General features: G+C 59.6%; 16 protein-coding genes. 5 read left to right on the top strand and 11 right to left on the bottom strand.

The annotated features are described in order from the left end of the window. Positions 1-490: 490 nt before the first annotated feature. On the bottom strand, positions 491-949 hold the full coding sequence (locus B2344_RS04065; protein ID WP_290483097.1) for a YHS domain-containing (seleno)protein: 459 nt from the start codon (positions 947-949) through the stop codon (positions 491-493). Positions 950-969: 20 nt separating this feature from the next. After that, positions 970-1,509 carry a hypothetical protein gene (locus tag B2344_RS04070; RefSeq protein ID WP_290484715.1) on the bottom strand — a complete coding sequence of 180 codons (540 nt, stop codon included), beginning with the start codon at positions 1,507-1,509 and terminating at the stop codon, positions 970-972. Positions 1,510-1,691: 182 nt separating this feature from the next. Here B2344_RS04070 and B2344_RS04075 point away from each other — a divergent pair, with 182 nt between their 5' ends. Next, positions 1,692-2,585, top strand: coding sequence for a LysR family transcriptional regulator (locus tag B2344_RS04075; protein WP_206992332.1), 894 nt, complete (start codon positions 1,692-1,694; stop codon positions 2,583-2,585). Here B2344_RS04075 and B2344_RS04080 read toward each other — a convergent pair. After that, entirely contained in the window at positions 2,582-3,418 is an 837-nt protein-coding gene (locus tag B2344_RS04080; RefSeq protein ID WP_290483099.1) for a prephenate dehydratase, read from the bottom strand. The two genes, B2344_RS04075 and B2344_RS04080, sit on opposite strands and share 4 nt — an antisense overlap. Before the next feature lie 161 nt (positions 3,419-3,579). Here B2344_RS04080 and B2344_RS04085 point away from each other — a divergent pair, with 161 nt between their 5' ends. After that, positions 3,580-4,452 carry a c-type cytochrome gene (locus tag B2344_RS04085; RefSeq protein ID WP_206992330.1) on the top strand — a complete coding sequence of 291 codons (873 nt, stop codon included), beginning with the start codon at positions 3,580-3,582 and terminating at the stop codon, positions 4,450-4,452. Here the strand turns inward: B2344_RS04085 and B2344_RS04090 are convergent. After that, positions 4,449-5,300 carry an NlpC/P60 family protein gene (locus B2344_RS04090; protein ID WP_290484716.1) on the bottom strand — a complete coding sequence of 284 codons (852 nt, stop codon included), beginning with the start codon at positions 5,298-5,300 and terminating at the stop codon, positions 4,449-4,451. The two genes, B2344_RS04085 and B2344_RS04090, sit on opposite strands and share 4 nt — an antisense overlap. 23 nt (positions 5,301-5,323) lie before the next feature. Beyond that, positions 5,324-5,713: a MarR family transcriptional regulator gene (locus tag B2344_RS04095; protein ID WP_034815997.1), complete on the bottom strand. Its 390-nt coding sequence runs from the start codon at positions 5,711-5,713 to the stop codon at positions 5,324-5,326. A gap of 129 nt (positions 5,714-5,842) precedes the next feature. On the opposite strand from B2344_RS04095, the gene B2344_RS04100 reads away from it, so the two are divergent. Together B2344_RS04100 and B2344_RS04105 are read left to right on the top strand one after the other, a co-directional pair. Beyond that, entirely contained in the window at positions 5,843-6,322 is a 480-nt protein-coding gene (locus B2344_RS04100; protein WP_206992328.1) for a transcriptional repressor, read from the top strand. Next, positions 6,301-7,242, top strand: coding sequence for a thioesterase family protein (locus B2344_RS04105; protein WP_290484717.1), 942 nt, complete (start codon positions 6,301-6,303; stop codon positions 7,240-7,242). Before B2344_RS04100 ends, B2344_RS04105 begins: the two co-directional genes overlap by 22 nt. Here the strand turns inward: B2344_RS04105 and B2344_RS04110 are convergent. Next, positions 7,239-8,432 carry an aromatic amino acid transaminase gene (locus B2344_RS04110; RefSeq protein WP_290484718.1) on the bottom strand — a complete coding sequence of 398 codons (1,194 nt, stop codon included), beginning with the start codon at positions 8,430-8,432 and terminating at the stop codon, positions 7,239-7,241. The genes B2344_RS04105 and B2344_RS04110 overlap by 4 nt on opposite strands. Before the next feature lie 127 nt (positions 8,433-8,559). On the opposite strand from B2344_RS04110, the gene B2344_RS04115 reads away from it, so the two are divergent. After that, positions 8,560-9,366, top strand: a complete 807-nt coding sequence (locus B2344_RS04115; protein WP_206992325.1) for a DUF1206 domain-containing protein — start codon at positions 8,560-8,562, stop codon at positions 9,364-9,366. A 28-nt stretch (positions 9,367-9,394) separates the two neighbouring features. Here B2344_RS04115 and B2344_RS04120 read toward each other — a convergent pair whose 3' ends face one another. The 5 genes from B2344_RS04120 to hppD are packed head-to-tail and all read right to left on the bottom strand — an operon-like array spanning position 9,395 to position 13,434. Further along, on the bottom strand, positions 9,395-10,024 hold the full coding sequence (locus tag B2344_RS04120; RefSeq protein ID WP_290483103.1) for a CoA transferase subunit B: 630 nt from the start codon (positions 10,022-10,024) through the stop codon (positions 9,395-9,397). Further along, entirely contained in the window at positions 10,024-10,731 is a 708-nt protein-coding gene (locus tag B2344_RS04125; protein WP_034815984.1) for a CoA transferase subunit A, read from the bottom strand. Before B2344_RS04125 ends, B2344_RS04120 begins: the two co-directional genes overlap by 1 nt. 46 nt (positions 10,732-10,777) lie before the next feature. Further along, on the bottom strand, positions 10,778-11,788 hold the full coding sequence (locus B2344_RS04130; protein ID WP_290484719.1) for a fumarylacetoacetate hydrolase family protein: 1,011 nt from the start codon (positions 11,786-11,788) through the stop codon (positions 10,778-10,780). 3 nt (positions 11,789-11,791) lie between these two features. Then, a complete protein-coding gene (locus tag B2344_RS04135) occupies positions 11,792-12,343 on the bottom strand; it encodes a VOC family protein (RefSeq protein ID WP_290483104.1) in 552 nt (183 codons plus the stop codon). Further along, positions 12,343-13,434 (bottom strand): 4-hydroxyphenylpyruvate dioxygenase, encoded by a 1,092-nt coding sequence (gene hppD / locus B2344_RS04140; protein WP_290478684.1) that lies wholly within the window; start codon positions 13,432-13,434, stop codon positions 12,343-12,345. The genes B2344_RS04135 and hppD overlap by 1 nt, the downstream gene beginning before the upstream one ends. Between the last annotated feature and the right edge of the window lie 166 nt (positions 13,435-13,600).

Raw genomic sequence — 13,600 nt, forward strand, 5'->3', positions numbered from 1 at the left:
GCCGCTCCGAAAGCGGCCGCATCGGCGAAGAAGCCTGCAGCAAAGGCCACCAAGCCCGCTGCAAAGAAACCTGCTGCAAAGAAGCCGGCCGCAAAGAAGAAGTAAGCTTGCGGACATGCTTGTCGGAAACGGGCGGGCCTCCCGCCCGTTTTTTTGTGCCGATATTGGGGGCCGGACCGAAAACCCCCACGCCCATAGGACGCGGGGGACTCTGACAGGTCAGTGGCAAACGGCATCGAGTGCCCTCTGGCCCGTTCAGACCGGACTGATCTTCGCGGATGGGGTACCCGCTTGATCCTCTGCCAATCATACCCGCCCATTGTGGCGATTCTTTTTGCCCGCCGTTTACGCGGGGAATTTTTCGACTTGTGCAGCACCGGAACGCCTGGCCGGACGAAACAGTTGATTCAACACGCTTTTGCAGGACGCACCGGAGAAAGATGCACTCCAATTTTCTGAAAACGCCCTTTAACCAATTGGGCCGCTTGCCCTAGTCATTAATGCTGGCCCAGGCTGTATCCGCGCGATCGATGAATGCTGGAACGTCCGAATCCCACTTCTTCTGGATGCTCTTGTTGTAATTGAGATAGAGCTTTCCATCGACGATCTTCCAGTATCTCGCATCGCCCTTTGCATGCTTGCCGTCCGCCATCGCCCAAGCGCAATAGCCGCCATATTGAGGCGCATATTTTTCCGGGGCTTCTATGAAGGCGTCACGATTGACCGCAGAAGCGAATTTGAACTTTGCGCCCATATAGTCAGCCGTGAACGCATCATCGCCCTTCACCGGCGCTCCCGATGTGAAATAGGCGACAGGGTCATACCCCTGCAAGGCCGTGTCAGAGAACACGCCCGTATAGATTGGTGGCTCCGCATGCGCGATCGGTGCGACCGCCACAATGGGCAGTCCAGCAAGCCCAGCGGCAAAAATCATCGAACGTAGCTTCATTTCGAAAACTCCGGTTGGGTTCAGGATTGGACTGACGCCAGTTTAGCAGGTGCAGAGGTACGGTCCACCACAGTGCGCGTATGTCCAGGCAGGATGGCACGGCCTACTCCGGTGAGAATGGAAAGGAGCGTACTCCGATGAAACAAGAGATACGCAATCGACGCTAGCCAAACCGCAACCGCCATCGCGAAAAGACCGCCTCCATCATTGTTCGGATCAATGCCCAGCGGCGTGAACAGATGGAAACTTACCGCTCCGGTCATGACAGCGGTCGCGATCAATGCGCCCAGTGTCTGCAACCGGCGCAGGGCTGAAACAAGGCCTATGAGCAATAGTGTTGAGGCGACCAACTCAGCTGATCCGATGACGTACTGGCTGAACAGGCCGGTCTGATCGAACAATCCCCCCGCCCCGAAGCCGGCAGCCCACGCATCAAGCTTTCCGAAAATCACCTGCGTTTCGGGCGCATCGGTAAACTTGAACCGCAAACTGTCCAAAAAGACTGCGGCGGCGATCAGCGCATAGGCTACTGGGGCATATTTCTTGACGTGTGACAGCATGTTTTACGTCCTCCCTTGCGCAGGCTTGTCTCACGAAATTCGCTCGCCCTCAAAACAAGGACGTGTGAGCCCCACCCACTTTTGTGTGAGCCGAAAGGCTAAATTTCGTGAATTGCTGTTTCGCACTCGCGAAACGCGTTTATCGTCCCTAAATTAGCGTTCGACATGCAGGGAGGGGTCAGATGGACCGTATCGACGCAATGCGCCTGTTCGTTCGCGTGGCTGAAGCGGGCAACTTCTCCAAGGCCGCCGCGGCGCTCGGAGTGGGCCAGCCCACCGTGTCCCGCCGCATTCAGGATCTCGAAGCCCAACTAGACGTTACGCTCTTCCAGCGGACAACACGTGCGCTCAGCCTTACCGAAGCTGGCGAACGTTTCTACCGACGCGCAGTCGACCTGATCGCGGATTATGAATCTGCGGAGGCTGAAGCGCGCGGCCTGCAACATGAGCCGGTCGGCCTGCTACGCATATCGTGCTCGAATTCCTTCGCCCGGAGGATCATTGTCCCGGCCATTCCACCCTTCCTGGAGAAATATCCACGCATTCGGTTCGATGTGATTTCGGATGACGCGCTGACCGACCTTGTCGAGGAAGCCATCGACTTGGCATTCCGCTTTGGCCATCTCAGCGATTCCCGGCTGATGACTCGGAAGCTCGCAGATTCTCCACGTACGCTCTGGGCAGCGCCCGAATACCTCGCGCGGAAGGGCACGCCGCAAACCCCGACAGACCTGGAACACCATGATGCCGTCCTGTTCAGGAAAGGGCTCTACTCTGACTGGACTCTGACACGCGGCGACGAGAAGATAACTGTGAGGGTGGACGGCCCATTCGCAGCGTCTGGTGGCGATAATCTCGTCCAGGCCGGACTTGCCGGACTCGGTATCCTCATGGCGCCGAACTGGCTGGTTTCAGGCTGCGTATCAGATGGTCAACTGGTCCGCATCCTTCCCGACTGGGAAATGGAGAGCCTGCCCGTGAATTGCGTCTGGACCGCCGGCCGCCTACGCGGAAAGACAAAGCTCTTTGCCGACCATGTGACCGAAGCTCTGAAAGAGGCGATGTCTCACTGCTAGTCCGGCGCGTGTTCAGTGCTTGGGAACACGCCGAGAATTTTCAGGGATTGCGAGAAAAAGCCCAGCTCTTCCAAGGCCAGCTGAACGTGTCGTTCATCCGGGTGACCGTCAATTTCGGCATAAAAGAGCGTTGCAGTGAACGACCCGCCGACCATATAGCTTTCCAGCTTGGTCATGTTGATGCCATTGGTCGCGAATCCGCCCATCACCTTGTAGAGCGCCGCAGGAATGTTGCGCACCTCGAACATGAACGCCGTTTTGGCGGGGCCATCCTTGGCTTCAACGTCTGAATGGTCCTTCGACATGATGATGAACCGCGTCGTATTGTGGGCGGCGTCTTCGATGTCTTCAGCGAGGATTTCCAGACCATAGACCTCCGCAGCCAATCGCGGCGCAATTGCCGCCACGGATGGATCGCCGAGTTCGGCCACTTCGCGTGCCGCGCCTGCCGTGTCCGCCGCTGTGACCGAATCAATGCCGTGCGCACGCAGGAAATTGCGGCATTGTCCGAGGCCCATGATATGAGAGCGCGCTTTTTTTATATCTGCCAGGCGCGTGCCCGCCAGCGCCATCAACTGAAACCGAATCGGCAGATAATACTCAGCAACGATCTGAAGCTCGGTGTTCGGCAACAGATAGTGAATGTCCCCCACCCGGCCGGCAATCGTGTTTTCCACGGGAATCATGGCCAAATCGGCATCTCCCCGCTCCACAGCCGCGAAACAGTCCTCAAACGTGCGGCACGGCATCGGCTCAAGGGCGGGATACGCTTCATTGCAGGCGATATGAGAGTTTGCGCCAGGTTCACCCTGATACGCGATTTTGCCGGTCATGGGTTTGATGTCCCCTTTTTCGTGGAATCATGTGCGTCGGATCGCCGCGACGAAAGGGGGAAGCCCTATAACGCACAGCCTTTATATTGTCTGCACTCCGTTAGCGTGCCAAAAGGCGCGCGCCAAGACGTATGACCAGACAGATTCGAAGGAATGCCTCCATGGGAGAACTCGGTCTCAACAAGATTTTCGGTGCGCTGCTCGCTACAGCCCTCGGAGTCTTCGCCCTGCAGACACTATCCGGCATCGTGTTCAGCGGTGGAAGCGAAGGCGCCCATCATGGCGACGAGCACGCTGAAGCGGCCTCCATGACGGAACAGATGTGCGAGAAATTCGCCTACTGCGTCGAAGTTGCTGACGCAGGTGGCACCGGCGGCGAAGCCGAAGAAGTCTTCGACCTCGGCCTTTTGCTGGCCAGCGCAGATATCGCTCGTGGCGAGCGCACTTTCAAAGGCAAGTGCGCCACGTGCCACACGATTGATCAGGGCGGCGCGAACGGCACCGGCCCGAACCTCTACAACGTGGTCGGCGCCGACAAGGCTGCCCATGCCGGATTTGCCTATTCTGCCGTGCTTGAGGGCATGGACGGTGATTGGAACTACGCAAACCTGAATGACTGGCTCTACAACCCGTCTTCCTACGCACGCGGCACGACCATGTCCTTTGCTGGACTGCGCCGCGATGATGATCGTGTAAACGTGATCGCCTATCTCGCAGCAAATACCACCAACCCACCGGCCTTCCCGGAACCACTCGCTGCTTCTGCTGAAGAAGGCGCCGAGGGCGAAGAGGGTGCGGAAGCTGCCGAAGGCGACGCCGTCGAAGCAACCCTTCCAGCCGATGGCGTGGACGACATGGAAAACCCGACCCTGGCCACCGGCGAAGTCAAAACCATCGATTCAGTTGATGCGACCGGCCGGGATGATGGTGGCACCGGTGAGACCGTAACCGTTCCGGCAGAAGCCGTCGAAGCAGTTGAAGACGCTGCAGGCGAAGCTGAAGAGGCCGTGACCGAAGCCACGGACGATAACTAGGCGCTTACACTTAGCCAGTCGGGGGTGCGCCCCCGTTTCGACGAAATATCTATGCGCCGGGCCCCTATGGGCTCGGCGTAATAGTTTGCGATCCTTGTAATGGCAGACTCCAGCGGTTCGACCGCCACAGCCATGTGCCACGCATTCGCATGCAGCAAATGGTCGGCATCGGTCATGATGCCGACATGCCCTTTCCAGAAGACGAGATCGCCTCGGCGCAAAGCGTTCGGCGCGCGCCAGTCCGGAATGTCATCTCCGGTCCAGGCAAACTGCATGTCACTGTCGCGCGGCAGTATCACACCCACCGCCTCGAAGGCCTGCTGGGTCAGCCCGGTGCAATCGAGCCCGAGGCTCTCCCGTCCGCCCCACAGATATGGCGTGCCGAGAAAACGCTCCGCCACCACAACCGGGTCATCTTCCAGAAACTCCATCGGAACGACATGACGCGTGTGCACCCAACCGCCACGATCCGAATAAAGCCAGTCACCTTCCCGCCCGCTGACCGACAAACGCGCGCCATGGCTCAACAGGAAGCGCGGGGCAGATTTGAGATCAGGTTCGCTGTAACAATGTGTCTTGGATGACGAAACCTTATGCGTTGGCTGTAGTAGCGGCGCAGATAGCGCCTCCATGGTTACCCAACCGCAATACCGGTCACGGCGACACTGCACCAGGCCGAACTCGCCCTGCTCTCTGAGCACGTCCACAATCTCGCCATGCAGGGCCTGCGTAGCGAGGCGACCATCAGGCGCCGGTGTCTCGCGTACAGCCGCCACACCGGCGGTCACCTGATAGGCAAAGGCCTCGCCAACGGGTCGCTGAAGTCTCTTGTCGTAAAATGTTGGCATGCCTGTTCCCGTATTCGGGCGCTTCAGGCGGCGGCGTTGGTCTTCCCGCTGCGCTTGGGCGCCAATTGGCTATCATCCTTGCCAGAAGCTGCGGCAAGAACAAGGCCGGAGAATGTCCGCAGATATGCCATACCGGCTGGTGTGCGCTCGATGAAGATATTGCGCAGATCCGTGTCGTCCTTGATCCGGCGGATGAAATCGAGCCGGGCGAGCGCATCCAATGCCCGCGTGACCGCTGGCTTGGCGATATTCAGGTGCTCGGCCAGGCCGCGTACCGTATGGGGTCCAGGTGTCAGCGCGATCGTCATCAGAATGGCCTGCTGGCGCGCGGTCAAATCGGGCGCGTCCGAACGCACAGACGCTGTTACGGCACGCCGCCACAATTCCAGACCTTCGCGCTCAGACAGTGCCATTTCTCTACCCTTATTGTTCGCCTTATCGGAGAATCTCAGCTGATTTGCGGACTCCGTCTAGGGGGCTTGTCCTGTAAAGCTGGGGACAGGGGCCTTCACATTCCGGCCGAAACGCACGACATTGCAGGCATGGCCCAATCACATAGTCACATTCACGCAAACACCCCGTGCAGCCCCCAGGACGTGGATGCTTTCCTCAATGAGGCGGAAACCCTCGTCATGCGGCGCGGACAGCGGATGACGCGCATTCGCCGCAAGGTATTGCGCCTCCTGCTTGAGAGCACAGCGCCCGCCAAGGCGTATGATTTGCTGGCCAATCTCGACGGCGAAGGCTCTGCCAAGCCCCCTACCATCTATCGCGCGCTCGATTTCCTCCAGGAAACCGGCCTCGCCCACAAGATCGAAAGCCTGAACGCCTATGTCGCTTGCGGCCATGCCAGCCACAATCACTCTGCGGTGTTCCTCATCTGCGACACCTGCCATGGCGCAGAGGAATTGCACGCAACAGCAACGAATGAAGCGCTCGAAGCTGAAACAACCGCCGCAGGCTTCCAGATGAGCCGTGCTGTCGTGGAAGTGCGCGGCAAATGCCGGGACTGCGCCGCATGATCACATTGTGGAGGGGGAGCTGCAATCAGTGGGATTGCGACGAGATGGGGCACATGAATGTGCGCGTCTATGTCGAGAAGCAATTGGAAGGCCTCGCCGCCTTTGCGCCGGACCTCGGCATGCCACACGCTTTCAAGGCGTCGTCGCCATCGACGATCATTCCGGTCGATCAGCATATCCGCTTCGTACGCGAAGTTTTGCCCGGCCGGCCGCTCACCATGAATGGTTGCGTGCTGGAAACGGACGAAGACAGCGCCCTGATCTATCAGGAACTACGCCACGCAGACGGATCGCTCGCCGCCGCCATGCGCACGCGCGTGTTACATGTCGACACGACCATGCGCAAACCTTTCCCGTGGAGTTCTCGAACCCGCGCAGCCTTCCCGAATTTCACAGACACCGCGCCCGAGGAATCCGCGCCACGCTCCATCGACATGTCGGCGCCCGGCCTGCCGCTGTCAGACATCACGCTCGACCGGGTAAAGAAGGTCGGCGCTCCCCTCGCCGGACGCGGCGCCATTCCGCCCCAACATCTCGACGTGCATGGGCGCATGCAGCCCTATTGGATGATCGGGCGCACCTCGGATTCAGTGCCAAACATTCTCTACAATTGGCGCAAGCGAGTGGCCGACACGGCAGGCGATCTGCGCATGGGTGCTGCAGTATTGGAATACAGGCTCCGCTACCATGCGATGCCCGTCGCCGGAGATTTGTATGAGCTCTACACCTCATTTGGCGGCGCCTCTGGAAAGACGCACAATCTGATTCACTGGATGATGGATCCGGCCAAAGGTACGCCTTGGGCCACCATGCAGGCGACCGCTATCACGCTGGATCTCGACGCGCGCAAGGCCATCCCAGCGCCGCCCGAAATGATAAGTGAGCTGACCGAGATGGCGGCGCCCGGCCTTGAAATCTAGGCTTCCTTGGCGATGATATCTGCCACAGCCGGAATATCCTTCAGGTTCAATCCGGCGATATTGATGCGTCCCGAATTTGGCATGTAAAGACCACTCTTTTCACGCATCGCGGTGATGCCGTCCTTCGACAGCGGCAGCTGGCTGAACATGCCATTCTGGTTGGCCACGGCGGCAAGCCGGTTGGAACCGGTCTTCTCGACCAGCGCCTCGGCAAGCGCCTTGCGCAGCGAGATCATCCGTTCACGCATCTGCGTCAGTTCGGCCTCCCATTCGGCGCGTAGGTCTGCATTGTTCAGGATGGTGGCGACAATGGCAGCACCATGCGCAGGCGGCATGGAATAGCTCGCTCGCGCCAGCGCCGCGACATGGGTGGCCGCCGCCGCGATGCCCTCAGCCGACTCGCCCACGGCAAGGAAACAGCCTGCGCGCTCGCGGTACAGGCCGAAATTCTTTGAGCAGGAATAGGAGACCAGCGCTTCGCCCGCTGCCTCGATGAACGCGCGCACGCCTTTGACGTCTTCGTCCAGCCCCTTCGCAAAGCCGTGATAGGCAACGTCCAGCATCGCGATCAGGCCCTTGCTTTTCACTAGCGCTCCGACTTTTTTCCAGTCCTCGATGGTCAGGTCGATGCCGGTTGGGTTGTGGCAAGGTCCCTGGATGATGATGCCATCCCCGCGTTCGGCCTTTTCGATGCCCGCCAGCATGGCAGCAAGATCAAGCTCACCCGTCTCCGGATCAGCATAAGGATACTCGGCAACGTCCAGTCCCATGAAGCGCACGACGTTCGGATGGTTGGGCCAGGTCGGGTTCGACACCCAGACCGTCTTGACGCCCATCCGGCTCATAAGGCCGGTGCCAAGGAACAGTGCGCCACATCCGCCCGGTGCGGTGAACGACAGCGTACGCCCTTCTTGGGTAGCGGCCGCCCCTTCCCCGAACACGAAGCCTTCGATAGCGACGCAATAGTCGGTATTGCCGCGCGGCCCTTCATATACCTTTGTGGTCTGGGATTTCAGGATCAGCGCCTCGGCTTTGGCCACGGCCGACATCACCGGGGTTTCGCCCTTGTCATTCTTGTAGACGCCGACACCCAGGTCGAATTTTTCATCGCGTGGATCTTCGCGATAAGCCGTCATCAGGCCGAGAAGTGCATCCGCCGGCATGGGTGTCAGGGTCGAGAATTGGGACATATTGGAAATCCGTTTGTTCTGGGAAGTCGCGCCGGACCCTATGCAGTTGTGGATGCCACGGCAACCGCCACGTACGGAACCGATTGTCGCGTCGGGGCTTTACTCCTCAGATACAGAAAGGCCCCTGATGACCCACCACGCCAATACCGCCCTCGAATGGCTCATGCGGGCCGGATATGGGGCGCGAGGCATGGTTTACCTGATCGTAGGCGGGCTCGCTTTTTTTGCAGCCCTGAATGGCGGCGAGGCCGAAGGCACCTCCGGCGCGCTGAACTTCCTGATCCGCCAGCCTTTTGGTGCCGTGCTGCTGGCCATTACGGCCGCCGGCCTTTTCGCCTACACACTCTGGCGACTGGTGGACGGCATCATGGACCTCGAAAATGAAGGCGATGATGCCGAAGGCTACGCCAATCGCGCAGGTCAGATCATGTCAGGCCTGACCCATGCTGCCCTCGGCGTCTCGGCCATCCTCATCCTGATGAAGGGCGCGCAGGCGAGCGGCAACGATTCCTCCGCCGAGAATTGGAGCGCATCCCTGATGCAGCACCCGGCAGGTCGACTGGTCGTTATCGCTGCTGGAATCACGACGCTAAGCGTTGCCATCTACCTTTTTGTGAAATCGTGGAAGGCGGCCCACCGCAAAGATATCGTCCGCAAGGAAATGGCGGAGAAGCTCGAGCCCGTCGTCCGCTTCGGTCTTGCCGCACATGGCTTCGTCCTGCTGATTGTTGGTGGTCTGATCCTCACCGCTGGCATAACCGCCAACCCGGAACATGCCGCCGGCCTTGGCGAAGCACTGCGCATTCTGGAGACACAGACGTTCGGACGCATCCTGCTCGCGCTCGCAGGGGCTGGCCTTGCAGGCTTCGCGGTCTATTGCTTCGTGATGGCGCGCTATCGCATCGTGCCCAAACTGTCAGGCGACGCACTCTAGGCGCGCGCCGACTGGCAGTTCATTGTGATTAGTCGACCAGTGTGGCTTCGGTTTTCGACTTCAGCTCGTCCAGCGTTACGTCCGGCGCGAGTTCGACGATTTTCAGGCCGCCCTCGACCACGTCCATCACGCAAAGATCGGTGATGATCCGGTCGACCACTTTCAGGCCGGTCAGGGGCAGCGTGCATTCCTTCAGGATCTTGGACTCGCCGCGCTTGTTCGCATGATCGGAGATCACCACGACACGACCGACACCAGCCACAAGGTCCATCGCACCGCCCATGCCCTTGACCAGCTTGCCGGGGATCATCCAGTTCGCCAGGTCGCCATTCTCAGCCACTTCCATCGCGCCCAGGATCGCCATGGCGATCTTGCCACCCCGGATCATGCCGAAGCTGGTAGCGCTGTCGAAGTAGGCTGTCTGGGGAAGCTCGGTAATCGTCTGCTTGCCAGCATTGATCAGGTCCGCGTCTTCTTCGCCCTCATAGGGAAACGGTCCCATGCCCAGCATGCCGTTTTCCGATTGCAGCGTGACGTTGACGCCGTCCGGAATATGGTTCGCCACCAGCGTCGGAATGCCGATGCCGAGGTTCACATACATGCCGTCTTCAAGTTCCTGCGCGGCCCGCGCCGCCATCTGGTTACGATCCCAAGGCATCAGGCACTCTCCTTCTTGCGGACAGTCCGCTGTTCAATCCGCTTTTCGAATTCGCCCTGCACAAGACGGTGCACATAAATGCCCGGCAGGTGGATCGCGTCGGGGTCCAGTTCGCCGGGCTCGACGATCTCTTCCACTTCCATGACGCAGATCTTGCCACATGTCGCGGCGGGCAAATTGAAGTTGCGGGCCGTCTTGCGGAAGATCGCATTGCCCGTCGTGTCGGCCTTCCAGGCTTTCACGATGGCCAGGTCTGCGAAGATCCCCTCTTCCAGGATATAGGTCTCGCCATTGAAGACCTTCTCTTCCTTGCCTTCGGCCACCAGCGTGCCGACGCCCGTCTTGGTGTAGAAGCCCGGAATGCCTGCGCCGCCAGCGCGCATGCGCTCGGCCAGCGTGCCTTGCGGGTTGAATTCCAGCTCCAACTCGCCGGAGAGGTATTGCCGCATGAATTCTGCATTCTCGCCGACATAGGACGAGCACATCTTCTTGACCTGCTTGGTCTGTAGCAACACGCCGAGCCCAAACTCATCAACGCCCGCATTGTTGGAATAGACGGTGAGGTCCTTGGTGCCGGCCTCGCGGATCGCCGCGATGGACAGTTCCGGAATGCCGCAAAGGCCGAATCCGCCTGCGGCAATCGTCATGCCGTCGAACAGCACGCCATCCAGCGCGTCTGCGGCCGTCTTGTATATCTTGCTCGCCATGAAGTGCGGGCCTCCCCTTGGGTAATGCTGCGGTGCAGCAGGGGTTCTAGACCTGCTCGACCGTTTGTTCAATTGCCCCAAATATCGAATGCCCGGATTTGTCGAGCATTTCCATCCGCACAACGTCGCCCGGTGACATGAAGGGGGTCTTGAATTCGCCGGTCGCAATCTTCTCGATCATGCGGATTTCGGCGATGCAGGAATAGCCGAGACCACCCTCGCTGACAGGTTTTCCGGGGCCACCATCGGCGCCCTTGTTGGAGACCGTGCCAGAGCCGATCACCGTGCCTGCTGACAGGGGCCGCGTCTTGGCCGCGTGGGAAACGAGCCGTGCAAGGCTGAACGTGGCGTCTTCGGCGGCCTCGGCGCGGCCGAATGGTTGGCCATTATAGTCCACATGCAGCGGCAGATGGACAAGGCTACCCTGCCACGCCTCGCCCAGTTCGTCCGGCGTGACCGCGACCGGCGAGAACGCGCTTGGCGGCTTGGACTGGAAGAAACCGAACCCCTTGGCGAGTTCTCCGGGGATCAGGCCACGCAGCGAGACGTCATTGCACAACATGACCAGCTTGATGTGACCGGCGGCGTCGGCCTCGCTCGCACCCATCGGCACATCATCGGTGATGACGGCGATCTCCCCTTCCATGTCACAGCCCCATGCCATGTCACCCAGCGGAATTGCATCGCGCGGGCCCAGGAAGGCATCGGAGCCGCCCTGATACATCAGCGGATCATCATAAAAGCTTTCCGGCACTTCCGCGCCGCGTGCCTTCCGCACCAGTTCGACGTGATTGATATAGGCCGACCCGTCCGCCCACTGATAGGCACGCGGCAGCGGGCTTTCACAATCATGCTCGTGGAAGCGTGCGGTCGGCACAGAGCCAAGCTCCACCTGCTCGGCCAGCTGTTGCAGTTTCGGGGCATAGACATCCCATTTATCGAGCGCCGCCTGCAGCGTTGGCGCGATGCCGGCCGCATCCGTGTAGCGAGTCAGATCCTTCGAAACGACAACAAGGCGGCCATCGCGGGCACCATTCTTCAGTGTGGCGAGTTTCATGGTTCAGCTTTCCTCCGCGATCTTCTCATGCAACCAAGCAGCATGCCTCGGCGCTTTCTTCGTCGCACTCCATTCCTCGATCATTGGCTGGGCAACCTCTTTCAGCTGCGCCAACTGGTCCGGCGTGCCGATGTCGGCGGCCAGTTCGATGCGGTGGCCATTCGGATCAAAGAAATAGATCGACTTGAAGATGCCGTGATGCGTCGGGCCGAGCACGTCGAGGCCCATGCCTTCGAGGTGGGCCTTGGTCGCCATCAACTCATCCATGGAGCCGACACGGAAGGCGATATGCTGCACCCATTGCGGCGTATTCCGGTCACGGTCCATGTCCGGCTGGGTCGGTAGTTCGAAGAAGGCCAGAACATTGCCGTTCCCGGCATCCAGGAAGACGTGCATGTACGGATCATGCGCGCCCGTCGACGGCACCTTGTCCTCGGCAATGGCCAGCTGGAAATCCATGCCCAGCGCATCGCGATAGAACTCCACCGTCTCCTTCGCATCCTTGCAGCGATAGGCAACATGGTGAACGCCTTTCAGGGGAGCGGGAGCCGTCATTACGCGTCCTCCTCTACCTTGAGCGCGCCTCGCTCAATCTGGTCACGTTCCATGCTTTCGAACAAGGCCTTGAAATTGCCCTCGCCGAAGCCGTCCTTGTAGTCGCCCTTGCGCTGGATGAACTCGAAGAAGACCGGGCCAATCTGCGCCTGCGCAAAAATCTGCATCAACAGGCGCGGCTCCCCGCCCTCGGTCGTGCCGTCCAGCAACAGGCCGCGGGCCTTCAGGCCCTCAACGTCTTCGCCATGGCCCGGCAGGCGCCCGTCCAGCATCTCGTAATAGGCGGCCGGCGGCGCGGTCATGAAGGGCACGCCACGTTCTTTCAGGCGGTCATAGCACGCATAGAGATCGTCACAGATCAGCGCGATATGCTGGATGCCTTCGCCATTGTATTCGCGCAGGAATTCCTCGATCTGGCCCTTGCCGCCCTCGCCTTCCTCGTTCAGCGGGATGCGGATCTTGCCGTCCGGCGCCGTCAGCGCCTTGGAGGTCAGGCCGGTATATTCGCCCTTGATGTCAAAATAGCGGATTTCCTGGAAGTTGAAGAGCTTCTCATAGAAATCTGCCCAATATTTCATCCGGCCACCATAAACATTGTGCGTCAGGTGATCGATCAGCTTGAAGCCGGCGCCAACAGGATTCTTGTCCACACCCGGCAGGTATTCAAAGTCGATGTCATAGATATCGAGATCGTCGCCATAGCGGTCGATCAGGTAGATGATGGAATTGCCGATGCCGCGAATGCCTGGAATGTGCAATTCGCTGGGGCCGGTGTTCACATTTACCGGCTCAGCGCCCTGTGCCAGCAAATGCTGGTAGGCCTTGCGGGCATCGCGCACGCGAAAGCCCATGCCGCAGGCGGATGGGCCATGCTCACGGGCGAAATACCATGCAGCGGATTTGGGCTCGTAATTGGTGATGAGGTTGATACCGCCCTGCCGCCACAGCTCGACATCCTTGGTCCGGTGGCGGGCAATCTTTGTGAAGCCGATCAGCTCGAACACCGCTTCCAGATGGCCTTTTTCAGGCGCGGAAAATTCGATGAACTCGAAACCGTCGAGGCCGGCGGGATTTTCAAACAGGTCTGCCATGGTGCGCTCCAGTCGTAATTCCGGGGGGTCAAAACTATTAGTTTCATATGTAACTATTTGACAGACGGAACGCAACCCTGAATCAGTAAACCATGCCTGATATTGAAAACGTTTCTTTGCTTCGCCTGCGCGAATTCCTGCCCTACCGCCTGTCGGTCCTGTCGAA

This window comes from Hyphomonas sp. UBA3195, from assembly GCF_002366485.1.
GTDB lineage: Bacteria > Pseudomonadota > Alphaproteobacteria > Caulobacterales > Hyphomonadaceae > Hyphomonas.